Here is a 21,042-nt window from a genome sequence, read left to right as displayed (position 1 = left end):
TATTTTAACTTTTAAAGTTAACATCAATCTTAATTAATGGATTTAAAAATTATTAACCTATTTTTTCTTTTCGTAGTACCTTTATATCTGTAATTTGAGTATGTGGATATTGACCATCCTCATCTTTCTCTACACTCTTCACCATGTCCCAGATGGTTAATAAAGCCACACTCACTCCGGTGATGGCTTCCATCTCCACTCCAGTTTGCCCGGTGGTGCGGACTTCCACCTCCACGGTGATGTATCCTTGTTCCACTTCAAATTCCACGTTAATGCCGGTGATGGACAGGGGATGGCAGAGTGGTATTAAATGGTGGGTGCTTTTAACAGCCTGTATAGCTGCGATCTGAGCAGTGGTTAGCACGTTCCCCTTTTTAATCTCATCTTTAACAATGAGTTCTATGGTCTCTGGTCCCAGTATTATCTTTCCACAGGCCAGGGCCGTTCTTTTTACTACAGGTTTTTCTCCTACTTCCACCATTCGCACCCCCTCTCTGGAAAGGTGGGTAAATTTACTTTTTTCCATGGAATCAACTCGCATTGAATATGATATATGCCCTTAATAAGGTATTTTTATATGTGCATATTTCCGGGCTGTTTCACGAGCCCGGATTTTAACCTCTTTCAGGGAGTTATTTTCGTCCATTTGCTTTATGGCCCGGGCTAATGCTTCCGATTCACCTGGTTCCACCAGCATGACTAGGGATTCTGATTCTATTTCCTCCACTCCGCCTACCCTGGTGGCTACAACCGGCACACCGGAGGCCAGGGATTCCAGGATGGTGATGGGAAAGCCCTCTGAGATGCTGGGAAGAATGAAAAGATCCGCCGAGGGCATAATCAGTTCCACATCCCGACGTTCATCCAGAAAGACCACGTTTTTAATGTCATCGGCCTGTACCTGTCCTTTCAGCTCATTTTTCAGGGGACCATCACCAACGATTATTAGTTCAAAATCATGGCCAGCATCATCCATTACCAGTTGGTTGTCCAGGATTTTTTTAGCCTCCAGAAGGTACTTAACACCCTTTTGTGGTACCAGGTTGCCTACAAAAAGTAGAGTGGTTTTATGGGAGTCTAGCTGCACATCAGGGGGGAGGTGGTTATCTGGAGAAAAACGCTCCACATCCACTGCGTTGGGGGTTAACTTCACCTTCTGGGGGTTTATACCCAGTTCCTGAACCTTACTTTCCAGGGCAGTGCTGACCACCAATATGTGATCAGCTCTTCCCAACACCCAACGAATAATTTGTTTTAAGAGTGGGTGCTGGGCCAGGAGGAATAGGTCCGAGCCGTGGATGGTGACTGCTGTTCTGGTGCCCATTAAACTGCCTACCATCACCGCAATTAGGCCCGGAGGGAGGATGTAATGGGCGTGTATCAGGTCCAACTTCTCTTGGCGCACCATCCTGATCAACTTGAAAAAGGATGAAAGAGAGAAAAACAAGCCACGTAACCCCTTAATCGATGGAGCCCAGGCACTCTCTACCCTGATCCCGTTAACATCCTTAATATGAGGGTGGGGATAGGTGAGCACCCATACTTCATCCCCTCGGGCCAGAAGTTCCTGGGATAAGAGGTAGGAGTGGGATGATACGCCGCCAATATGGGGTGGGAACTGGCCCAACAAACATATTTTCATATTTATCTCTGATAATTCCCTTAATCAGCCAATTGGTACCTGATGGTTTTTATTTAATATGGTTCCATCCATTTCCATAATTAAAACATCCAATTTGATCCCGTATGCCACTTGGACACGGTTACGGATGGAATTGGAGATGGAGTTGAACACCTCCGGGACCAAACCTTCCTCCCGGAGGATTCTGATCATCTCCTCGGTGGTGTTACAGTTAAAAATAAGTTCCAGGACTGGTTTGGAAGCACCCATAAGCCCGGCATGGGCAGTTATCACTTCTCTCCGCCCGTCCGCCCGTTTATGTTCGGTGTTAAAAATACCAGCTGCCAGTTTCACCAGTTTCCCGGCATGTCCCAGAAGAATCAAATGATCTAAGCCACGTTCATGTGCTTCCTGGAGCATAAAACCAACATGGTTCCCCATATGAATGATCTGGTCCTCTTCAACATCCAGAAGATCCCGGGCCAGTCTCTCCCCTATATTTCCCGGTACAAAAATAAGTTCTTCATATCCCTCCGCCAGGGCCACGTCTAGCTGACACTTCAGGGACTCCTGGTAGCTTTTCTGGGACATGGGACGGGCGATACCCGTGGTTCCCAGTATGGATATGCCATCCACAATTCCCAAACGGGGATTCATGGTTCTTTGAGCCACTTCTCTACCCTGGGGGATGCTAATGGTAACTTCCACCCCCCTTCCTTCGGGGAGGATGTTTCGCAGGTTATTGTGAATCATGGCCAGGGGAACGGGGTTGATGGCCTTTTTTCCTACGGCCACCTGCAGTCCAGGCTTGGTAACGGTACCCACTCCATCACCACCCCTAATTATTACACCCGGTTCATTTTTTAGTTGTACATCAGCCTGTATTTCAAGATTCTGGGTAACATCAAGGTCGGGGTAAGGCATCTTTCGTACCGTGGCCTGGCCCTGGTTGGGTCCCAACTTTTTTGAATTTTCAACCAGTACTTCTAACTTTCCCAGGGGAGTTTCAATGGGAACAGATACAACAACACGTTCCAGAGAAAGCAGGGCGGCCACTGCCGCGGCTGCTGCTGCGGTTCCGGTGGTAATACTGTACTCCTGTCCCTGACCTTCTCTTTCCATGATACTTATTTTATTTCTTCTTTTATGGCCGATAATAGTTCATCTTTATTGGGAGCACCTACGAAGCGTACCACGCCATTTAAGGCTATGGCTGGCACGGCCATCAGTCCGTATTCGATGGCCTTTTCCCGGTCGACCATTATATCAATTTTTTCAACTTCTAAATCGTTTGGCATTTGTTTTTCTACTTCTTCCACCACTTGTACTGCCATGGGGCAGTAAGGACATGAGGGGGATGTGAAGACCTCAACTTTGACAACCATTTTTTCACCTATTAAATAGTATAATTCTAACTTATATTATATTCAACTGCGCCTTTCTCCATGAAGCTTCCAATTCCTTTTCCCAGGGCGTAGGCTGCATTGGTGGATAGGCTGTTTATAACATCCTCCAGATCCTGAGAGGGGGTTATGGTAACCACCCGGTAGGAATCAGATATACCGCCCAGTCGAGCCGCCAGATCCAGGGCCTGCTTTTTTCCACCGGTCTCATCCACCAGCTTTAAATTCTTGGCCTGGCTTCCGGTATATATTTTTCCTTCGGCTATGCTTCGCACGTAACTTTCATTTAGATTTCTATTTAGAGCCACCAGGCGGATGAAATAGTCGTAGTCCTGGTCCACCATTTCTTGTAACATCTTCTGCTCGCTGGATGTGAGATTGCGGTAATCAGCACCCATATCCTTGTATTCACCCGCCTTTATGGAGTACTTGTTCACTCCCATCTTCTGGTAGAGTTCTGAAAGATCAGTTAAGCTCAGTATAACGCCTATGCTTCCCACGATGGAAGAAGGGCTGGCCACTATTTTATCAGCTGCTGATGCCACCAGGTAGGCTCCAGATGCTCCTTGATCACTGATCCATACCACTACCGGTTTTGTACAGTTTTTCACTGAGGACATGACCTCTTCACTGGCTACTGGTGATCCTCCTGGGCTGTTAATCTCCAGTAATATAGCACTTACAGTGGGATCTTCCTCGGCCTGCCTTAAACTGTTCTCAATACTCTCGGGATTAGCAACCTGTCCTTCTAGGATGTTAGACTCTCCATAAGCAATTTCACCTTCCAGGGGGATCACAGCCACAGTATCACCCAGGGATATGCTTCCTGAACTGCCCAGAAGAAGGATGGCCCCTAAGGTAAGGAGCATTATCACTAAAACTGCTGCTGCTATAAGGCCTAAAACAAGTTTATTGTTCTGCTTCATGGTTGCAACCTATTTTAGAAAATGGAAATCGTTATATCGATGTATTTATTAATCTTCTCCTATTTAATATATAAATACTTACAGGAGGTTTAAAGCCATTCCTTCTTCTAAAGAGGATGATAAATTGACATTTAAAGTACAATCACCAGGTTCTGCTACGGTAATAAATGCAATTGCCACTGGATGTGGGGCCGCATTTGGCATACAACTGTATGTGTTTGCAGAGGCCCAGCTTAAAGGTTCAGGAGTTAAATGTTTCGCAGAGGGGGTAAAGGATACCTCCCTTATGGAAATATGTGCTCATAAAGTCCTGGACAGATTTGAACTGGATACCGGGATCCATTTAAAAACTACATCCACCCTGCCGGTGGCATCAGGACTGTCCTCTTCCAGTGCCACATCCAATGCAGTGGTTATGGCCACATTGGAGGCCCTGTATAATGAGGGTCTAATTGAAAAGGATACATTAAGTTCTATGGAAATTTTAAAGATGGGAATAGATGCTTCTCTGGAGGCGGGGGTCACCATTACCGGGGCCCTGGATGATGCTAGTGCCTCTTTTTTTGGTGGTCTCTCCATCACCAACAACCCGGCTGGTGAGATTATTAGAAAAGAGAACATGGAGGGGCAAAATATATTAATATACATGCCCCATAGAAAGTCACCGACTGCCCAATCTAATGTGGCCAGGATGAAACTCTTAGCCCCCTGGGTAAAAATGGCCTTTCAGGAAGCCCTTCAAGGTGACCTTTATGGGGCCTTAACCTTAAACGGATTACTTTATTGTGCTGCCCTGGGGTTCAAACCCATAATCGCACTGGAGGCCCTGGAAGCAGGTGCCCGTGCAGCAGGATTATCCGGAACTGGCCCGTCATTTGTTGCTTTAGCAGGTGATGAAGCGGCTGACCAAGTGGAAGAGGTTTGGAAATCGTATCCAGGAAGGGTTATCCGCACTGAAGTGGACAACCAGGGTACCAGGGTGATTTTAGATGGATAGGGTAGAGGCTCTAAGACGGTTGGAAGATTCTCGGCGTCAGATTGACATGTTGGATCATGAGATCATAGAACTCATCGCCCAGCGCACCTTTCTAGCAGGAGAGATTGTCCAGGCCAAGATGGTGCTGGACATGGAAATTGAAGACAAAGAAAGGGAAGAATACATTCAAAAAAAGATAAGAGAAATAGCCAGAGAGAAAAAAATAGACCCGACCAGTCTTAGTCAGATCATGAAGATTCTCACGAGTCTGAGCAAGAAAGAACAGAAAAAAATATTAAAGAGGTAGAACATGGGTAATATTAGAACCACATTCGTTAAAAGAACTGCTAAAGAATTAATTGAAACTTATCCCGGTAAATTCACTACTGATTTCGACGAAAACAAAAAAATGGTGGAAGAATGTTCCACAGTAAGTACCAAACACCTTAGGAATAAAATAGCAGGTTACATTACCCGTCTGGTAAAGCAGGGATATGTGAGCCCGCTGGTTAGATCAGAAGCCTAACTGGAGGTTGGGGATGGCAATCATCGTGGCCAAATTCGGCGGAACATCCATTGGAGATGGAGATCGGATCAGGAAAGCTGCCCAATCTGTGGTTAAGGAGTACATGCAGGGCCGTAAAGTGGTGGTGGTAGTTTCGGCCATAAATAAGACCACCGACGACATTCTGCAGGTAGTGGAGGGAGCTATCGGAGAATCCATAACCGAAAAACAAATGGCTGATGTGGTTTCCATGGGTGAAATCACCAGTGTACGTGTTTTCGCATCCACCATAGAATCCCTGGGTGTCAAGTCCGAATACATGGATCCCCACATGGAAAATTGGCCGGTAATCACGGATAGTAATTATCTAAACGCCCAGATTGATTTTGAAGAAACGGAAAAGAGATCTCAAGGGCTCCGGGACTTATTGGACCAGGGTATAATACCTGTAGTCTGTGGATTCCTGGGAAAAGATGAGGAAGGAAATGTCACCACCCTGGGAAGGGGTGGAAGTGATATTACCGCCTTCCTGTTGGGGCACTGTCTCCAGGCAGAAGAGGTAATCATCGTCACCGATGTGGGAGGGGTGATGTCCACTGATCCCAACAAGTTAACCTCTGCCAAGAAACTGGACAAAATCTCTGTGGAGGAAATGAGAGACCTGGCCACTCACGGAGCCCAGGTACTGCACCCCCACGCATTACGTTATAAAGATCCTAAAATCAATGCTAAAATAATCGGATTTGAACATGGGGATCTTTCTGCCCCTGGAACTGAAATTATAGGTCCATCAGGTGATGAAATGTTAAGGACCACCACCATCAACAACGAACCCATCGCCATCATTGCCGTGGTGGGGGAAGAGATGATGACCAAAGTGGGGATTCTGGCTGAGCTCACCCGGGCCCTGCAAAATAACTGTATAAACATCTACGGAATATCCACTGGACAGAACTCCATAACCCTGTTTGTGGATAAGTCCACCGCAGACACGGCCCATGAAATATTACATGAAGTGGTGGTGGAACACCCGGATATGAGTTCTCTATCCCTGGGGAGAGATATATCCATGATCACCGTTAACAGTCAGGATTTCATTGATACTCCGGGTATTATCACCCGAATCACCGAGCCTTTACGGAAAAACAAGATCAATATCGTGGAAATATCATCCAGTCAGACTTCAGTAGTACTCTTTGTGGACTGGAATGATGGTAAGCGAGCTTATGAAATGGTAAGGAGCGTCTTGGAATGAAATTAGAAGGAACCACAGTAGCCATGATAACTCCCTTCACCACCAGTGATGAGGTGGATGAAGAGGGAATGCGAGAGAACATCAACTATTTGATGGATAATGGAGTCGAAGGCTTACTGGCTGCCGGAACCACCGGTGAGTCCGCCACCATAACCCACCAAGAACAGAGGAAGATGATGGACATCCTGGTGGACGAAGTGAACGGGCGGGTAAAAGCCATAGCTGGAGCAGGCAGTAACTCATCTAAGGAAGCTCTGGGTCTGGTTCAGTATGCAGAAGACGCTGGTGCTGATGCCGCGCTGGTCATCACTCCTTACTATAACAAACCCCAACCACACGGACTCTATGAACATTACCGTATGCTTAACGACGCCACCGAAATACCATTAATAGTGTACAACGTGCCCTCCCGGACTGGTACCGATATCGACGTGGAGACCATAGGCAAGGTGGCCCAACTGGAACATGTGGTGGCCATCAAAGAAGCCAATCCGGACATGGACAAGGTTTCCCAGGAAGTGCAGATCATCCAGCAACTGGGTTTGGAGGATAAATTCCAAGTTATATCCGGAAATGACAACCTCACCCTGCCCATGATCAGTCAGGGGGCCCGGGGTGTCATCAGTGTGGTGGCCAATGTGGACCCAGAGAGAATGAGCCGCATGGTGCGGCTGGCACTGGAAGGAGACTTTAAAGGGGCCATGGACCTACATTATGAGCTCTATGATCTGATGAAGATATTGTTTGTTGAATCAAACCCGGTACCAGCTAAAGAATCCTTGAACATGATAGGTCGTCCTGCCGGTCATGTGCGCATGCCTCTGGCATCCCTCAAGGATGAAAACCGGGAAAAGGTTCGTAAGGTCTTAAAGGACCTGGAACTAATTTAAGTACCCATTTGGGCTTAAATTCTTTTTAATTGGTTTTTTATTTTTTATAATCCAGTTAGTAATAGGAGACAAAAAAATGATTGACGTGGCGGTAACAGGTGCAGGGGGTAGGATGGGATCCAAGATCATAAAATCTATCCTCCAACAGGACGATATGAGGCTGGCAGCAGCCATTGAAGCTCCCCACACCCCCTTAGAAGGTAAGGATGTGGGAGAGACCATGGGTATGGGCAAGATTGGGGTGAAGATCACTGGGGCTGAGAACCTCCAGGACACCCTGAAGGAAAAGAAGCCCCATGTCCTGGTAGACTTTACCATAGCCAGTGCAGCACTAGATACCATAAAGACCACGGCCCAGGCCGGTGTGAACCTGGTGGTGGGTACTACTGGATTCAGTGACGAGGAACTGGAAATTATTAAAGGGGTAATAGAGGAAAATCAGGTGGCAGCGGTTATATCCTCCAACATGTCCATTGGAGTTAATGTTTTCTTTAAGATGGTGGAAGAACTAGCTGGCCTACTCCCGGACTATGACGTGGAGATCATCGAGGCTCACCACCACCATAAAAGAGACGCTCCCTCCGGAACAGCAGTAACGGCTTTTGAACTCATAGCCCAACGCCTGGAGAGGAAGCCCGATGAAGTGGGGGTTTACGGAAGGCAGGGAATGGTGGGAGAGCGCACTAGGGAAGAAATAGGTATCCATGCCGTCCGGGGTGGAGATATCGTCGGGGATCATACCGTGATCTTTGCCGGGGACGGAGAACGCCTGGAGATAGTGCACCGGGCCCACAGCCGGCAAGTGTTTGTTAGCGGGGTAATAAAGGCCCTTCGCTATGTTAATGGTGCCCAAAAGGGGAAAATAAGTGGCATGGCCGATGTACTGGGATTAAAATAATAAAAAAAGAATTAAAGAATGGATAAGTGAGAACAAATTCATTAATGTAAGGATGTGAGAAAGATGGTAAATGTAGGTGTATTAGGAGCAACAGGAATGGTGGGACAGAGATTTATAGAACTACTTTCTGGCCACCCCAAATTCAAGATCACCGCCCTCACCGCCTCAGCCCGGTCCGCTGGTAAAAGGTACCAGGATGCGGTTACCTGGCATTTGGACAGTCAGATACCAGAGGCTGTTCAGGACATGGTGGTGGTGGACACCGACCCCAGCCAGGTTAAGGATGTGGAAATAGTATTCTCTGCACTCCCTACTGAACATGCCGCCATAGTTGAACCTCAATTCGCAGCGGCCGGTATGGGTGTTGCTTCCAATGCCAGTGCCATGCGGATGGAGCCCGATGTCCCACTGGTTATACCGGAGGTTAACCCGGAGCACCTGGAGCTCATTGACAACCAGCGGAAAAACAGGGGATGGGATGGCTTTATTGTAACCAACCCTAACTGTTCAACTATAGCTCTGGTTATGACCTTAAAACCTCTGTATGATGAATTTGATATTCAGAGAGTCTACGTATCTACCATGCAAGCTGTATCCGGCGCAGGATATAATGGGGTTCCCTCCATGGCTATCCTGGACAACCTGGTGCCCTTCATAGGTGGAGAAGAAGAGAAGATGGAAAGTGAAACCCTGCACCTCCTGGGAGACTTCGATGGAGAAACTGTCACTCCTGCATCTTTTGGTGTTAGTGCTTCCTGCCACCGGGTACCCGTGGTGGATGGACACACTGAAGCAGTTTTCATGGAGATGGAGGAAGATTTTGCTGTGGAAGATGTTAAAAACGCCTTCCGAAACTTCAAAGGTCTGCCCCAAAAACTTGGCCTGTACTCTGCTCCCTCCACACCAGTAATAGTTCGTGAGGAGGATAATCGTCCTCAGCCACGGATGGATCGTCTCACTCAGAGGGGAATGGCAGTTACGGTGGGAAGAGTCCGTAAGGATGATGTTTTCCCACAAAGTCTTAAATATGTTCTTTTAGGACATAATACGGTTCGAGGTGCAGCTGGAGCCTCAATTCTGAATGCTGAACTTATCAATGAGATAATGTAGGTATTCAAAACCTTTTTTTTTGCCAATAAAATAGGGAAAATCCAAATGTTAGAGTTATTAACTGGGATCATCTATCAATGGGATGTGGGTCTTTTATTGTACATTAATCTGGGACTCGAAAACCCAGTTTTGGATTATTTAATGCTGGTAGTTACCAACCTGGGCATTCCCCTGTTCTGGTTAATGGTTTGTGTCATGGTTTTCATTTTCGGTGGAGAAAAGGGACGTAAAGTGGCTGTTCTGTGTTTAATAGCCTTGGGTATAGGATGGTTTCTGACTGAATTTCTCAAAATTATTATCGACCGCCCCCGGCCCTACTCCATCCTGGATCAGGTGAGGGTGGTCGCTACGGAAGATGGTCATTCTTTTCCTTCAGGTCACTCGGTGGCGGTGTTCACTGCTTGCACCATTTTTGGCCTGGAATATGGATACGTCTATATCTTCATTGGATTAGCAGTATTAGTAGCTCTTTCACGTATCTATCTGGGAGTACATTACCCACTGGATGTGATCTTCGGAGCACTGTTCGGTATTTCATGCGCCCTGGTGGTTAAACATTGGGAAGGTCCCATAATGGGAAACATCCTAAAGCTTAAAACTTATTTGGATGCATAAATAACATATGGATAGAAATAAATCATAGCGTGATAGATATGGCCTTTCTTAAGGATACCGAACGAGAACAATTGAGGCAGCTGGTGAAGGCCTGCCTACTGGAGATTAGTAAACTAAAAATTGAGCTTAAAAAGTGTCAGAAAGAGTCATCTAAGCTTCAGGGCCAGGAACTGGTTCTGAAAGAAAAATACAAGGAAAACCATCAGGAACAAATTCGCCTGAAGGAAGAAAGGATAAAGGAACTCGATAGCATCATAAAGGAGAAGGATAAAGAGATCAGAGAACTTCTTAAGATAAAAAAACTCTTCCAGGCAGTTACTTCCAAACCAAAAAGGGATCTGACTTCCTTCCAGACCCAGATATATCTCTTACTTCCCGATGGCGAGGAATTAATGGAAAATCTCTACCAGCACATCCGGGAAATAGGTTTTCATGAACTCACCAGCGATAACTTCGAGCATGCCCTTCGAAACCTGGAACGTAAGGGTTACTTTCAGTCCACACAACGCGATGATCAGGTTCTCTGGAAGAAGATTGAAAGAGAATGACCCTTCCTGTGGGATTTTCATTTCATGTATTTCATCCTTTCATTATTATTTCGTCATTTTTCTGTCGAATGAATTTTATTTTTTCAGATGATCTTCTTTCGCAATTTCTAAAACACCATAATGGTTGTTTGGTTATTTTTTGAAAATACGATTTGGAGCCTACTAGTTGATCAATAAGTTCCAACTTTCCACCCCCATTAGAGTGTATTCTAATGTCAATTTTATGATTGGCTCCAAAAATTATATATGTCAGATAATATTGATCTTTATTACCCAAAATATACCTAGAGTGTTTTTAACCACTCGGGGAGTATGGAGGCGGTACAATCAAGCGACAAACTGCAATTGGATTGTTTTTGGTTTTGGCCATGACAATTTGCCTTATATCTATAACGGCAGTTTTAAAAAGCCAAAATATGGTAAATACCGACTCCAAAGTTGTTTCTACAGGGAAAAGTCCATCGGTAGTTGGTTCCGATGCTAATCTGAACACCGTTAACGCCGCATCTTATCAAAGATACTACGTATATCGCTATGTATACAAATGGAAAAAGATACGGGGCAAATGGCGGAAAGTCCGTTACCGAAAAAGATATGTGAAATATCGCAAGGTGGATCCTCTGAAAAAGTACAAGGTGGCCACCCGTAACTGCCAGTCCAATGACCCCAACATCAAGGCCTTGGCCTACCAGTTAACCAATCCTACCCCTTCTAATGATACCAATGGTACTCTAAAACCTCTTACTAACTACCAAAAGGCCCATAACATTTATGAATGGACTGAAAAATACGTAGATTACTCCTGGTACTACAACAGCCGAAAAGGAGCTGTGGGAGTATATGAGCAGAGGACCGCCAACTGCTGTGACATGGCACATATGATAGTGGCCCTCTCGAGAGCAGCGGGACTTCCAGCCCGATACAGACACGGTACGTGTACTTTTACCAACGTCACCACGGGACACGTCTGGGCAGATATCTATGTGGATGGAAGATGGATCATTGCCGATGCCAGTAATAATAAAAATGACTTTGGAGTTATAAGAAACTGGAACACGGGTTCGTGGAAATTAAGGGGCATATACACTTCATTACCCTTCTAATTTCCTTTTTTTTCATTCTTTTTCAATTTAAGTAGGTGAAAATATGATCACAAATTATTTATATAACCTCTAACCCACCTTCGATTACCAACAAAAAATTGAGGTGATTATGTGGCACAATTAGGACAAGGACAAGGACAACCTATTATTATAATGCCTGAGGGTTCTTCAAGAGTACTAGGAAGAGATGCTCAAAGAATGAATATATTAGCCGGAAAAGTTCTGGCAGAAACTGTAAGGACCACTCTGGGCCCTAAAGGAATGGACAAGATGCTGGTTGATGGTTTAGGTGACATCGTAGTGACCAACGATGGAGTGACCATCCTCAAAGAGATGGACATCGAACATCCGGCTGCCAAGATGCTGGTGGAAGTAGCCAAGACCCAGGAAGACGAAGTGGGGGATGGAACCACCACTGCAGTTATCATCGCCGGTGAACTCTTAAAAAAAGCTGAAAACCTGTTAGACCAGGACATCCACCCCACCATTGTGGCCATGGGATACCGACAAGCAGCTGAAAAGGCCCAGGAAATTCTAAACGTCATCGCCATCGATGCCGATGACCGAGACACCCTACTGAAAGTGGCCATGACAGCCATGACCGGAAAAGGAACCGAAAAAGCCCGGGAACCACTGGCTGAACTGGTGGTAGGTGCCGTTAAACAAGTAGAAGACAACGGTGAAATTGACAAAGACCACATAAAACTCGAAAAGAAAGACGGAGCTACCATAGATGACTCCAAACTGGTCAACGGCGTAATCATCGACAAAGAAAGAGTACACCCTGGCATGCCCAAAAAGATGGAAGACGCCAAGATTGCACTCCTCAACAGTGCCATTGAAGTAAAAGAAACCGAAGTGGACGCTGAGATCAGGATCACCGACCCAGCCCAGATGCAGGCCTTCATCGAACAGGAAGAACAGATGATTCGGGACATGGTGGCCAAAATCGAAGACGCCGGAGCCAACGTACTGTTCTGTCAGAAAGGAATCGACGACCTGGCCCAGCACTACCTGGCCAAATCCGGAATCATGGCCGTTCGACGGGTTAAAAAATCCGACATGGAAAAACTGGCCCGAGCAACCGGAGCCACCGTAGTTACCAACATCGAAGACCTGTCCTACGATGATATGGGTGATGCCGGTTCAGTAGCCGAGAAAAGGATCTCCGGTGAAGAGATGATCTTCGTGGAAGAATGCAAAGATCCTAAATCCGTCACTCTCTTAATCCGTGGTTCCACCGAACACGTAGTGGATGAAATAGAAAGAGCCGTGGAAGATGCCATCGGAGTAGTTGCTGCCACCGTGGAAGACGGTAAAGTAGTAGCCGGTGGTGGAGCAGCTGAAATCTCCATAGCCAAAGGCCTTAAAGAATATGCAGAAACCATAAGTGGAAGGGAACAATTAGCTGTTTCTGCCTTTGCAGAAGCCCTGGAAGTTGTACCTAAAACCCTGGCTGAAAACGCTGGACAAGACAGCATCGACGCCCTGGTGGACCTGCGAGCTGCCCACGAAAAATCCCTGTACATGGGACTGGATGTCTTCAAAGGAGAAGTCACCGATATGTACCGGGCTGGCGTAATTGAACCTCACCGGGTTAAAAAACAGGCCATCCAATCCGCTGCCGAAGCCGCTGAAATGATCCTACGGATCGACGACGTCATAGCTTCCTCTGGTAGCAAAGAACCAGACATGGGCGACATGGGCGGAATGGGCGGAATGCCCCCAATGATGTAAGTCCCCTGGACTTACCTCTTTTTAATTTTTTAAATTCTTTGTAAAAGGGTTATTTTATAAATTTAGAATATTCTTCTGATTAATGATATAAAAAATCGTTTTGGGTCCTTTTTTTCATTTCTTTGTCAAAACTTATTTTTACCACACCGTATTAACATAAACCTATCAGTAATGTTAGTGAGGTGTAACCATGGCAACAAATCTAAACCCCCAAAAGTGCTTTGAATTAATTGAAGAACATAATGAAGACCCTGATTTTATGATACTGGATGTTAGGGGCCCGGCTGAACATGCAGAAGGACATGTGAAGGGCTGTGTTCTCATTGAATTCCAGTCACCCGACTTTCAGAAAAACCTGGAGGAGCTGGACCGGGATAAATCCTACCTAGTCTACTGCCGCTCCGGGGTTAGAAGTGCTAAGGCTGCCAAAGTAATGGAAGAAATGGGATTTAAAAATATTTGCACCATGGATAAGGGCTTCACCAATTGGGTGGCCTGTGGCTTGCCTCGAGAATAATGATTCCTTTTTAAAGTCAAAAAATAATATTTAGGGGAATTTATTTTCCCCCACTTGTTTGTTTTAAATCAGGCTCTTTCAGTTAGAGAAGATATGAACCGCAGCGGTACCACCAGTACCACCAATGTTATGGGTCATACCAATTTCTATACCATCAATCTGCCTTTTACCAGCTTCCCCACGCAGTTGCCAGACAATCTCGGCAGTCTGTGCAATACCCGTAGCACCCAGCGGGTGACCACGTGATTTAAGACCTCCAGATGGATTTACTGGTATACGACCGTCTCTTTCAGTTACTCCATCCTCGATGGCTGGTCCAGCCTGGCCTTTTTCCACGAAGCCCAGATCCTCGATGGCCAGGAGTCCATTGATACTGAAGCAGTCATGGACCTCCACGGCCTGTATGTCTTTAGGTTCCATTTTAGCCATGTTATAGGCGGTTCTGGCGGCGTTGACCGTAGCATCGATGGTGGTTATGTCCGGACGGTCGTGCAGGGCGATGGTTCCCGAGGCCTGGGCTGAGGCCTTAACGTACACGGGTGTGTCAGTGTACTTACGAGCATCCTCTGCTGGGCATAGTATAACTGCCGCGGCCCCGTCAGTAACAGGAGAACAGTCCAGAAGTCGGAGAGGGTCGGCTACCAGGCTGGAATTCAGGACCTGATCCACGGTGATCTCCATGGGGAACTGGGCCAGGGGGTTTAATGCCCCATTTTTATGATTAATCACGGACATCATGGCCAGTTGTTCCCGGGTGGTCCCATACTCATGCATATGCCGGCGGGCCATCATGGCGTACAGGGAGGGGAAAGTAACTCCCTGCTGGGCTTCCCATTCCTGGTCAGAGGCAGTGGCAATGGCGGGGGTGGGATCCACCACGTCGGTCATTTTTTCCACACCGGCCGATATGACCACGTCATGGTAACCGGAGGCCACAGCCATGATACCATTCCGGAGGGCTAAACCTCCTGAGGCACAGGCCGCCTCCACCCTGGCACAGGGTAATGGTGTTAAACCTGTATGGTCCGCGATCAGTGATGCTATGTGTTCTTGCTGGACAAATAAACCAGCAGACATGTTTCCCACGAACATGGCCTCCAGATCGGCTCCTTCAATATCTGCGTCTTCAATGGCCTTTAAACCGGCCTCGGAAATTAGATCCCGAAATGAAATGTCCCAGAGCTCCCCAAACTTCGTCTGTGAAACCCCGATAATGGCAACATCTCTCAACTATGATTCCTCCATTTAAATCTTAATATTAATGCTGTGTTAATCCAGCCATCCTCAGTTTTCCTTTGAATTTGGCATAAACAGCGTAATCCACGTAACTCTTATTCTCCACCAACTCTTGCACCTTAGGAGCCAGGTCCCGTTTTTGTTCAATGTCATCATTTACTGTGATGCTGAAGGCATCGCTTCCAGCCCCGGATCCATAGGAAACAGCCATAATCCGATCTCCGGGTTGGGCGATGTCCAGAACAGCGGCTAATCCCAGGGGAGTTGCACCGGAGTAGGTGTTCCCAATGTAGGGTGTTAAAAGTCCGGTTTGGTACTGGTCTTCGTTAAAGCCCAGCTTCCGGGCCGCCCGGATATAGAATTTACCGTTGGGCTGGTGGAAAACGGCATGATCATAATCGGAGGCATCGGTACCCATCTTCTCAAACATTCCCTTAGCCGCCGATAATACGTGCTTAAAGTAGGCTGGCTCACCAGTGAATCGTCCTCCGTGTCGGGGGTAGGGTTTACCTTCCCTCCGGTAGAAGTCGGGGGTGTCGGTGGTGAAGCTGTAGGTGCCTTCAAAGTCGGCCAGGGTGTTATTTTTACCTATAACGTAGGCAGCTCCCCCTGCCGAGGCAGTGTACTCTAGAGCGTCACTGGGGGCTCCCTGGGCAGTATCAGCACCAATGGCCAGTCCGTATTCAATTGCATCTGAATCAACCAGGCCCATACAAACCTGTATACCTGCGGTACCGGCTTTACACGCGAACTCTAAATCCGCTGCCGTCAGTTCCGGTGCAGCGGCCACAGCATCGGCTACTATGGTTGCGGTGGGTTTGACTGCGTAAGGATGTGATTCCGACCCCACATATATGGCTCCTATCTTTTGTGGGTCGATATTGGCCCTTTTGAGTGAATTTCGGGCTGCCTCTACCGATATGGTAGCGGTATCCTCATCGGGGGAGGGTACAGACTTCTCCTGTACCACCAGTCCCCGGGAAATGGCACGGGGATCATCCCCCCATACCTTAGCTATTTCCTCTACCTTGATCCGGTAGAAGGGTATGTAAACTCCGTATCCTACAATTCCTGCCATGTAATATCACGACCGTGTTGATAGATTATTAACAAAACTCTTAGTTTAGTTCAACAAGTAAATAAATCCTAATTTTTGCTTTAGAAAATACAGTGATAAAATATAGTATAAACACCTTATAAAGCTTAACCCTCACCCTGGCAGTGACACCGGGATATGGCTTGGTACTATCGTTATCAACCCTCCCCCTTCCTAATTATATATAGAAAAGATCATAAACTACCAACCCCCCAGAGGGTGATTCGCTTATATTAATATGTAAAAGAATCCAGAATAATAGGTTAAATAAACAAAAAAATCCATATTAATATGGGGGATAACAATGCCAGAAGATAACATTTCAAACCGATTGAAAGCATGGGTAAAACGAGAAAAGGAACCATCCCGGGCTTCTTTCGCAGTGGCCATAATATTTAACCTGATTTTTATTTACATCGTTAACCAGATTCCCTACTGGGATATCTCCTTTATCACTTCTGCCTGGACTGAAACCCTGTGGATACTGAACCTATCCCTGGTGGTTACCATTATCGGAAATTTACTCTTTTTGTTTTACCATCCGCAGTGGTTCCGCAGCCTAGCCCAGATATTCATGGGTGTATTCGTTTTCTGGGCTATTAAAGCCCTTTACACTGTGTTTCCCTTCAGCTTCAGCCAGTCCTCCCTGGAGCTTTTGACTTGGCTGGTGCTCATCCTTCTGATGGTCGGGGTAGCCATCTCCATCCTGGTGGAGGTAGTGAAGTTAGTAGTCTCCTTAGTTGATTGAAAAGTCTAAATGCTCACAGCAGGGAGCAAAGCTTTTTAAGATCCAGTTTGTAGATGTCACCTAAACCTTTCAACCCGTACTTACGGTAGAGGGGGGTAAGGTCGAAGGATACCATCATCTCTTCAAATTCTAATGGCGAAGGTCTTGAACCTGTTCTCTTTTCTTCTAATTCAAGAATACAGTTTCTCAGAATTTCTTCAGCATCTTTCCTTTTCAAAAGTCGTTGAAGAACCTTGTTTTCCTTTAGCGGTAATCCTGATTCATGTATTTTTCTTCTAAACAGGCGGTCTTCTTCAACAAACCGGTAGATTAGTAAGATCTGTTCCTCTGCTTCTGTTGCTTCCTGTATATTCATTCTATCATCTATACTAAGGGTATGGTATTTCTAAATATACTAAATTGTCTATTCCCCATTTTTTTCCTTTTTATGGGGGAATATTGTAGTTTCTGGTAAAAATTCAAGTTGTGGCAAGATGTCCAGTGATAACTCTGATCTGGAGAGTGTGAAAATTTTATCCACTTCTCCACAAACCTTTGCCCAGGTCGTGGGTTAGATGATATCCTTCAACATCTCCCGCTTACGGTAGGCCATTCCCTGGAACAGGGCCACCAGATCCTCCTCTTCGTCGTGGATTTCCACGGTGTAACTGGCAATTCTGCCACCACCCGAAACCTCACGGGCACTGGCCGTTAAAAATCCGGAGCTAACCGCCTTAAAGTAGGATATGCTGACGTTGATGGCCACCGTTACCTGGCCCCCTGAATTCGCGGCCATGGCAAAGGCAAAGTCGGCCAGTGAAAAAAGAGCACCACCATGGGCTGTGCCCACGGCATTTAGATGTTCACTGGTGACTTTCATTCGGGCTTTAGCAGTCCCGGATCCTATTTCCACCATTTTGATACCATTCTTTTCTGCAAAGAGGTCTCTTTTGAAAAATTCGGCCAGTTCATCCCGGTTAAGATCATTCATACTAAAATACCCCCGTATATTGGATTATTGAGGGGCTAACCTTCCCCTATTCACTTACTTGAATTCATCCAGTAATTTATGGCTGCAGTTAATTTATTATTCTCTGAAGTCCCATTATTAAATGCTTTTTAGGGGGGATTAAAATGAAGGCCATGATGCTACGGGTGGGTATTGATAAGGGTAGCGATGGGCTGTTAGCACCACTTTTCAATGATGGAACTTTTGAATATATTCCCCTCTCGGAGAAGGATCCCGAATCAGGAGAAAAGAGAACCTTTCATGACCTGCAGGGTAGAAGGGGACAGAAATTATCCGCATACCTCCCGCCCAAGATTTTAAATAGGAAAATCCACCATGACCCGGAGTTTGAAACCTTCACCTATGCTGATGAGGGCCGTAAAGCTCAGTTCTTAAATAAATTAGAAAAAGGCGATTATCTGGTGTTCTATGCTGGCCTCTCACCCCGGGAGGTGGAGGGGAAAGATGGACTTTACATTATCGGGTACCTGGTGGTGGAGCAGATCATCGAGTTGGAAAAGCGGGGTGAGACTGAACAGTATTTAATCAGAGGGAAGTATCCCACCAACTCCCATCTGAAGCGCCCCACCAAAGGGGGAGTGGTACTGGTGGTGGGAGATCGAAAAAAGAGCAAACTTCTGCATAAAGCCCTACCCCTAAGTAGTCCTAGGCTGGATAAGAGGGGAAGGCCCTACCATGCTGTTTCCCCGGCCATGGAAGACCTTTTAGGTATAAAAGGTTCCATACAGCGCAGCATCCCGCCCCGATTCATCAAAGGACGACGATATCTGAAAAATCTCTTAAACATTCTAGAAATACCAGATACGAGCTAGCGGCCTGTGGCAAAGACTAGAAACCACAACTTCTTCTTCCCGTCTTTTCAAAGTACTGCTGATGATATTCTTCAGCCTTCCAGAAGGTCTGGGCTGGTTCGATGGCTGTTACAATATCTCTGGGATGAATATTGGACTTTTGCAGCTTGTCCCTCATTTTTTCTGCTAATTCTTTCTGTTCCTGGTCGTGGTAGAAGATCACGGAACGATACTGCACTCCTATATCTGGACCCTGACGGTTAAGGGTGGTGGGGTCGTGGATAGTCCAGAAAATGTACAGCAAGTCGTTATAGGAAACCTCCTCTGGGTTGAAGATTACCTCCACCACTTCGGTATGGCCGGTGGCACCGGTGCAAACCTCCTGGTAGGAGGGATTATCCCGGTCTCCACCCATATAACCAACTGCAGTGGAAACCACTCCCTTCACTTCACGGAATGCGGCTTCCACCCCCCAGAAGCATCCTGCCCCGAAGGTGGCTTTTTGAAACTCTACTTCTTCTTTACTCATTATATCGGTCCTCCTAGTTGTTGAGATTCAGATGGCTATTTCAATATCTCGGATCCCTTCTCCATGTTTCCTACTAGTACTTACCCTTCCCCTTATGGTGGAACAACCATACTATCTATATCCTTAAAACACAATAAATTTAAGGTGAATCCTCTTGTCCAGCCCCAACAAAAACGACGCCCTAATTGTGACAGTGATAGCATCATTTCTAACACCATTCATGGGTTCTTCCATTAACATTGCCTTGCCCACCATTGGCCTGGAATTTGGAGCTAACGCCATTCTCTTAGGATGGATTCCAACTGTTTATCTTCTATCCTTAGCCGTGTTCCTGGTGCCATTCGGCCGAATAGCTGATATCTATGGGAGGAAACGGATTTTTACTTATGGCATTATAATTTTTACCATATCCTCTTTAATAGCCGGGTTTTCAATTTCAACCGAGATGCTCCTACTTTTAAGAGTATTCCAGGGGATGGGAGCGGCCATGATCTTCGGTAACGTGGCTGCCATTATAGCTTCCCTTTTTCCTGCTGGAGAACGTGGAAGAGCACTGGGAATAAGTGTAACCGGGGTATTTTTAGGTCTTTTTTTAGGCCCGGTCCTGGGTGGCTTTTTAACCCAGAATTTGGGTTGGCGGAGTATATTCTTTTTCAACGTAATTCTGGGACTTATCACCACAATGGCTGTTTTAAGATTAAAGGGCGAATGGACGGAAGCCCATGGAGAAAAATTCGATTTCTTAGGTGCTATACTATTAGGAATATCCCTGGTGGCCCTTATGTATGGTTTATCAGAGCTCCCTGCGGCTTATGGATTGCTCCTGATTCTGGGTGGATTGCTGGGATTGCTGGTCTTTTTTCTGGTGGAAAGCAGGATGGAAAGTCCAGTTCTGGAAGTAAAACTCTTTAAAAATAGGACTTTTACCCTGCACAACCTGGCGGCTCTTATAAATTACTGCGCCGGGGTGCCCATCGTCTTCATCTTAAGCCTCTACCTCCAGTACATCAAGGCCCTGGATCCCCAGACCACCGGTATCTTGATGGCTGTCCAACCGGTAACCATGGCTATTTTCTCCCCCCTGGCCGGTAAACTTTCGGACCGGATGGAGCCCCGCCTGGTGGCTTCGGGGGGAATGGCCCTCACCGCCCTGGGCCTGGCCTTTCTGGCCTTCCTATCCCAACAAACCAGCCTGGCCTGGATTATGAGTGGCCTGGTGATACTGGGATTGGGATTCGCACTATTTTCATCACCCAACACCAACGTTATAATCAGCAGCGTGACTAAGAGATATTATGGGGTGGCCTCGGCCACATTAAGTACCATGCGGGTCCTGGGTCAGATGTCTGGTATGGGATTGGCACTTTTCGCCCTGGCCATATTCGTGGGAAGTGTCAGTATCCTCCCTGAAAACTACGACCATTTCCTGTTAAGCGCACGAATATCCTTTGCTCTGTTCTCTTTAATGAGTATGGTGGGAATAATAGCCTCTTTATCTGGTAAAAAAGAAGACTAAAACCCTCCTGGTG

The 21,042-nt window shown here is 46.4% G+C and carries 25 protein-coding genes; 15 read left to right on the top strand and 10 right to left on the bottom strand.

The window, feature by feature from the left end:
* Positions 1–52 precede the first annotated feature (52 nt).
* From moaC to sppA, 5 genes are read right to left on the bottom strand one after another with little or no spacing between them, the layout of a single operon-like run.
* Complete coding sequence (moaC, locus tag FGU46_RS01480; protein ID WP_286475809.1) at positions 53–526, bottom strand: cyclic pyranopterin monophosphate synthase MoaC; 474 nt, start codon at positions 524–526, stop codon at positions 53–55.
* 33 nt (positions 527–559) lie between these two features.
* A complete protein-coding gene (locus FGU46_RS01475; RefSeq protein ID WP_286475807.1) occupies positions 560–1,642 on the bottom strand; it encodes a glycosyltransferase in 1,083 nt (360 codons plus the stop codon).
* A gap of 24 nt (positions 1,643–1,666) precedes the next feature.
* Positions 1,667–2,743 (bottom strand): cobalt-precorrin-5B (C(1))-methyltransferase CbiD, encoded by a 1,077-nt coding sequence (gene cbiD, locus FGU46_RS01470; protein ID WP_286475805.1) that lies wholly within the window; start codon positions 2,741–2,743, stop codon positions 1,667–1,669.
* A gap of 5 nt (positions 2,744–2,748) precedes the next feature.
* The gene (locus tag FGU46_RS01465; protein ID WP_286475803.1) at positions 2,749–3,006 is read right to left on the bottom strand and encodes an MJ0307 family thioredoxin; all 258 of its coding nucleotides are present in this window, start codon (positions 3,004–3,006) and stop codon (positions 2,749–2,751) included.
* 26 nt (positions 3,007–3,032) lie between these two features.
* On the bottom strand, positions 3,033–3,950 hold the full coding sequence (gene sppA, locus FGU46_RS01460) for a signal peptide peptidase SppA (protein ID WP_286475801.1): 918 nt from the start codon (positions 3,948–3,950) through the stop codon (positions 3,033–3,035).
* A gap of 124 nt (positions 3,951–4,074) precedes the next feature.
* On the opposite strand from sppA, the gene FGU46_RS01455 reads away from it, so the two are divergent.
* From FGU46_RS01455 to FGU46_RS01400, 12 genes are all read left to right on the top strand, one after another.
* Complete coding sequence (locus FGU46_RS01455; protein ID WP_286475799.1) at positions 4,075–4,947, top strand: shikimate kinase; 873 nt, start codon at positions 4,075–4,077, stop codon at positions 4,945–4,947.
* Positions 4,940–5,233 (top strand): chorismate mutase, encoded by a 294-nt coding sequence (locus tag FGU46_RS01450; protein ID WP_286475797.1) that lies wholly within the window; start codon positions 4,940–4,942, stop codon positions 5,231–5,233. The genes FGU46_RS01455 and FGU46_RS01450 overlap by 8 nt, the downstream gene beginning before the upstream one ends.
* A gap of 3 nt (positions 5,234–5,236) precedes the next feature.
* Complete coding sequence (locus FGU46_RS01445; RefSeq protein ID WP_286475795.1) at positions 5,237–5,452, top strand: 30S ribosomal protein S17e; 216 nt, start codon at positions 5,237–5,239, stop codon at positions 5,450–5,452.
* 13 nt (positions 5,453–5,465) lie between these two features.
* Entirely contained in the window at positions 5,466–6,686 is a 1,221-nt protein-coding gene (locus FGU46_RS01440) for an aspartate kinase (RefSeq protein ID WP_286475793.1), read from the top strand.
* Positions 6,683–7,576: a 4-hydroxy-tetrahydrodipicolinate synthase gene (gene dapA, locus FGU46_RS01435; protein ID WP_286475791.1), complete on the top strand. Its 894-nt coding sequence runs from the start codon at positions 6,683–6,685 to the stop codon at positions 7,574–7,576. Before FGU46_RS01440 ends, dapA begins: the two co-directional genes overlap by 4 nt.
* Positions 7,577–7,652: 76 nt before the next feature.
* On the top strand, positions 7,653–8,474 hold the full coding sequence (gene dapB / locus FGU46_RS01430) for a 4-hydroxy-tetrahydrodipicolinate reductase (protein ID WP_286475789.1): 822 nt from the start codon (positions 7,653–7,655) through the stop codon (positions 8,472–8,474).
* A 63-nt stretch (positions 8,475–8,537) separates the two neighbouring features.
* Entirely contained in the window at positions 8,538–9,584 is a 1,047-nt protein-coding gene (asd, locus tag FGU46_RS01425) for an aspartate-semialdehyde dehydrogenase (protein ID WP_286475787.1), read from the top strand.
* Positions 9,585–9,629: 45 nt separating this feature from the next.
* Positions 9,630–10,199 carry a phosphatase PAP2 family protein gene (locus FGU46_RS01420; RefSeq protein WP_286475785.1) on the top strand — a complete coding sequence of 190 codons (570 nt, stop codon included), beginning with the start codon at positions 9,630–9,632 and terminating at the stop codon, positions 10,197–10,199.
* 38 nt (positions 10,200–10,237) lie between these two features.
* Positions 10,238–10,747 carry a hypothetical protein gene (locus FGU46_RS01415; RefSeq protein ID WP_286475783.1) on the top strand — a complete coding sequence of 170 codons (510 nt, stop codon included), beginning with the start codon at positions 10,238–10,240 and terminating at the stop codon, positions 10,745–10,747.
* A gap of 368 nt (positions 10,748–11,115) precedes the next feature.
* Positions 11,116–11,850 carry a transglutaminase-like domain-containing protein gene (locus tag FGU46_RS01410; protein ID WP_286475781.1) on the top strand — a complete coding sequence of 245 codons (735 nt, stop codon included), beginning with the start codon at positions 11,116–11,118 and terminating at the stop codon, positions 11,848–11,850.
* A gap of 153 nt (positions 11,851–12,003) precedes the next feature.
* Entirely contained in the window at positions 12,004–13,587 is a 1,584-nt protein-coding gene (gene thsA / locus FGU46_RS01405; protein WP_286478476.1) for a thermosome subunit alpha, read from the top strand.
* A gap of 190 nt (positions 13,588–13,777) precedes the next feature.
* Positions 13,778–14,104 carry a rhodanese-like domain-containing protein gene (locus tag FGU46_RS01400; protein WP_286475778.1) on the top strand — a complete coding sequence of 109 codons (327 nt, stop codon included), beginning with the start codon at positions 13,778–13,780 and terminating at the stop codon, positions 14,102–14,104.
* Between the two features lie 78 nt (positions 14,105–14,182).
* On the opposite strand, the gene FGU46_RS01395 is transcribed toward FGU46_RS01400, so the two are convergent.
* Together FGU46_RS01395 and FGU46_RS01390 are read right to left on the bottom strand one after the other, a co-directional pair.
* Positions 14,183–15,334, bottom strand: coding sequence for an acetyl-CoA acetyltransferase (locus FGU46_RS01395; RefSeq protein ID WP_286475777.1), 1,152 nt, complete (start codon positions 15,332–15,334; stop codon positions 14,183–14,185).
* Between the two features lie 28 nt (positions 15,335–15,362).
* Positions 15,363–16,418: a hydroxymethylglutaryl-CoA synthase gene (locus FGU46_RS01390; protein ID WP_286475775.1), complete on the bottom strand. Its 1,056-nt coding sequence runs from the start codon at positions 16,416–16,418 to the stop codon at positions 15,363–15,365.
* A 322-nt stretch (positions 16,419–16,740) separates the two neighbouring features.
* Here FGU46_RS01390 and FGU46_RS01385 point away from each other — a divergent pair, with 322 nt between their 5' ends.
* Positions 16,741–17,184 (top strand): hypothetical protein, encoded by a 444-nt coding sequence (locus tag FGU46_RS01385; RefSeq protein WP_286475773.1) that lies wholly within the window; start codon positions 16,741–16,743, stop codon positions 17,182–17,184.
* A 13-nt stretch (positions 17,185–17,197) separates the two neighbouring features.
* On the opposite strand, the gene FGU46_RS01380 is transcribed toward FGU46_RS01385, so the two are convergent.
* Positions 17,198–17,539, bottom strand: a complete 342-nt coding sequence (locus FGU46_RS01380; RefSeq protein ID WP_286475771.1) for a hypothetical protein — start codon at positions 17,537–17,539, stop codon at positions 17,198–17,200.
* A 195-nt stretch (positions 17,540–17,734) separates the two neighbouring features.
* Entirely contained in the window at positions 17,735–18,154 is a 420-nt protein-coding gene (locus FGU46_RS01375) for a PaaI family thioesterase (RefSeq protein ID WP_286475769.1), read from the bottom strand.
* A gap of 143 nt (positions 18,155–18,297) precedes the next feature.
* Between FGU46_RS01375 and FGU46_RS01370 the strand changes: the two genes are divergently transcribed.
* The gene (locus FGU46_RS01370) at positions 18,298–19,005 is read left to right on the top strand and encodes an Nmad3 family putative nucleotide modification protein (protein WP_286475767.1); all 708 of its coding nucleotides are present in this window, start codon (positions 18,298–18,300) and stop codon (positions 19,003–19,005) included.
* A 16-nt stretch (positions 19,006–19,021) separates the two neighbouring features.
* On the opposite strand, the gene msrA is transcribed toward FGU46_RS01370, so the two are convergent.
* Positions 19,022–19,513 carry a peptide-methionine (S)-S-oxide reductase MsrA gene (msrA, locus tag FGU46_RS01365; protein ID WP_286475765.1) on the bottom strand — a complete coding sequence of 164 codons (492 nt, stop codon included), beginning with the start codon at positions 19,511–19,513 and terminating at the stop codon, positions 19,022–19,024.
* A 154-nt stretch (positions 19,514–19,667) separates the two neighbouring features.
* Here msrA and FGU46_RS01360 point away from each other — a divergent pair, with 154 nt between their 5' ends.
* Positions 19,668–21,029 carry an MFS transporter gene (locus tag FGU46_RS01360; RefSeq protein WP_286475763.1) on the top strand — a complete coding sequence of 454 codons (1,362 nt, stop codon included), beginning with the start codon at positions 19,668–19,670 and terminating at the stop codon, positions 21,027–21,029.
* Positions 21,030–21,042 lie beyond the last annotated feature (13 nt).

Origin of the sequence: Methanobacterium sp. CWC-01 (assembly GCF_030323845.1) — an archaeon.
Lineage (GTDB): Archaea > Methanobacteriota > Methanobacteria > Methanobacteriales > Methanobacteriaceae > Methanobacterium > Methanobacterium aridiramus.
This window is presented reverse-complemented; position numbering and strand designations above follow the sequence as displayed.

What these genes read in the sequence shown, in the direction of transcription:
- dapA (WP_286475791.1), top strand. Translation starts at nt 6,683, where the DNA reads ATGAAATTAGAAGGAACCACAGTAGCCATGATAACTCCCTTCACCACC.
- dapB (WP_286475789.1), top strand. Translation starts at nt 7,653, where the DNA reads ATGATTGACGTGGCGGTAACAGGTGCAGGGGGTAGGATGGGATCCAAG.
- FGU46_RS01380 (WP_286475771.1), bottom strand. Translation starts at nt 17,539, where the DNA reads ATGAATATACAGGAAGCAACAGAAGCAGAGGAACAGATCTTACTAATC.
- FGU46_RS01450 (WP_286475797.1), top strand. Translation starts at nt 4,940, where the DNA reads ATGGATAGGGTAGAGGCTCTAAGACGGTTGGAAGATTCTCGGCGTCAG.
- FGU46_RS01475 (WP_286475807.1), bottom strand. Translation starts at nt 1,642, where the DNA reads ATGAAAATATGTTTGTTGGGCCAGTTCCCACCCCATATTGGCGGCGTA.
- thsA (WP_286478476.1), top strand. Translation starts at nt 12,004, where the DNA reads ATGCCTGAGGGTTCTTCAAGAGTACTAGGAAGAGATGCTCAAAGAATG.
- FGU46_RS01385 (WP_286475773.1), top strand. Translation starts at nt 16,741, where the DNA reads ATGCCAGAAGATAACATTTCAAACCGATTGAAAGCATGGGTAAAACGA.
- moaC (WP_286475809.1), bottom strand. Translation starts at nt 526, where the DNA reads ATGGAAAAAAGTAAATTTACCCACCTTTCCAGAGAGGGGGTGCGAATG.
- asd (WP_286475787.1), top strand. Translation starts at nt 8,538, where the DNA reads ATGGTAAATGTAGGTGTATTAGGAGCAACAGGAATGGTGGGACAGAGA.
- FGU46_RS01420 (WP_286475785.1), top strand. Translation starts at nt 9,630, where the DNA reads ATGTTAGAGTTATTAACTGGGATCATCTATCAATGGGATGTGGGTCTT.
- FGU46_RS01440 (WP_286475793.1), top strand. Translation starts at nt 5,466, where the DNA reads ATGGCAATCATCGTGGCCAAATTCGGCGGAACATCCATTGGAGATGGA.
- FGU46_RS01465 (WP_286475803.1), bottom strand. Translation starts at nt 3,006, where the DNA reads ATGGTTGTCAAAGTTGAGGTCTTCACATCCCCCTCATGTCCTTACTGC.
- FGU46_RS01390 (WP_286475775.1), bottom strand. Translation starts at nt 16,418, where the DNA reads ATGGCAGGAATTGTAGGATACGGAGTTTACATACCCTTCTACCGGATC.
- sppA (WP_286475801.1), bottom strand. Translation starts at nt 3,950, where the DNA reads ATGAAGCAGAACAATAAACTTGTTTTAGGCCTTATAGCAGCAGCAGTT.
- FGU46_RS01370 (WP_286475767.1), top strand. Translation starts at nt 18,298, where the DNA reads ATGAAGGCCATGATGCTACGGGTGGGTATTGATAAGGGTAGCGATGGG.
- FGU46_RS01400 (WP_286475778.1), top strand. Translation starts at nt 13,778, where the DNA reads ATGGCAACAAATCTAAACCCCCAAAAGTGCTTTGAATTAATTGAAGAA.
- cbiD (WP_286475805.1), bottom strand. Translation starts at nt 2,743, where the DNA reads ATGGAAAGAGAAGGTCAGGGACAGGAGTACAGTATTACCACCGGAACC.
- msrA (WP_286475765.1), bottom strand. Translation starts at nt 19,513, where the DNA reads ATGAGTAAAGAAGAAGTAGAGTTTCAAAAAGCCACCTTCGGGGCAGGA.
- FGU46_RS01415 (WP_286475783.1), top strand. Translation starts at nt 10,238, where the DNA reads ATGGCCTTTCTTAAGGATACCGAACGAGAACAATTGAGGCAGCTGGTG.
- FGU46_RS01445 (WP_286475795.1), top strand. Translation starts at nt 5,237, where the DNA reads ATGGGTAATATTAGAACCACATTCGTTAAAAGAACTGCTAAAGAATTA.
- FGU46_RS01375 (WP_286475769.1), bottom strand. Translation starts at nt 18,154, where the DNA reads ATGAATGATCTTAACCGGGATGAACTGGCCGAATTTTTCAAAAGAGAC.
- FGU46_RS01410 (WP_286475781.1), top strand. Translation starts at nt 11,116, where the DNA reads ATGACAATTTGCCTTATATCTATAACGGCAGTTTTAAAAAGCCAAAAT.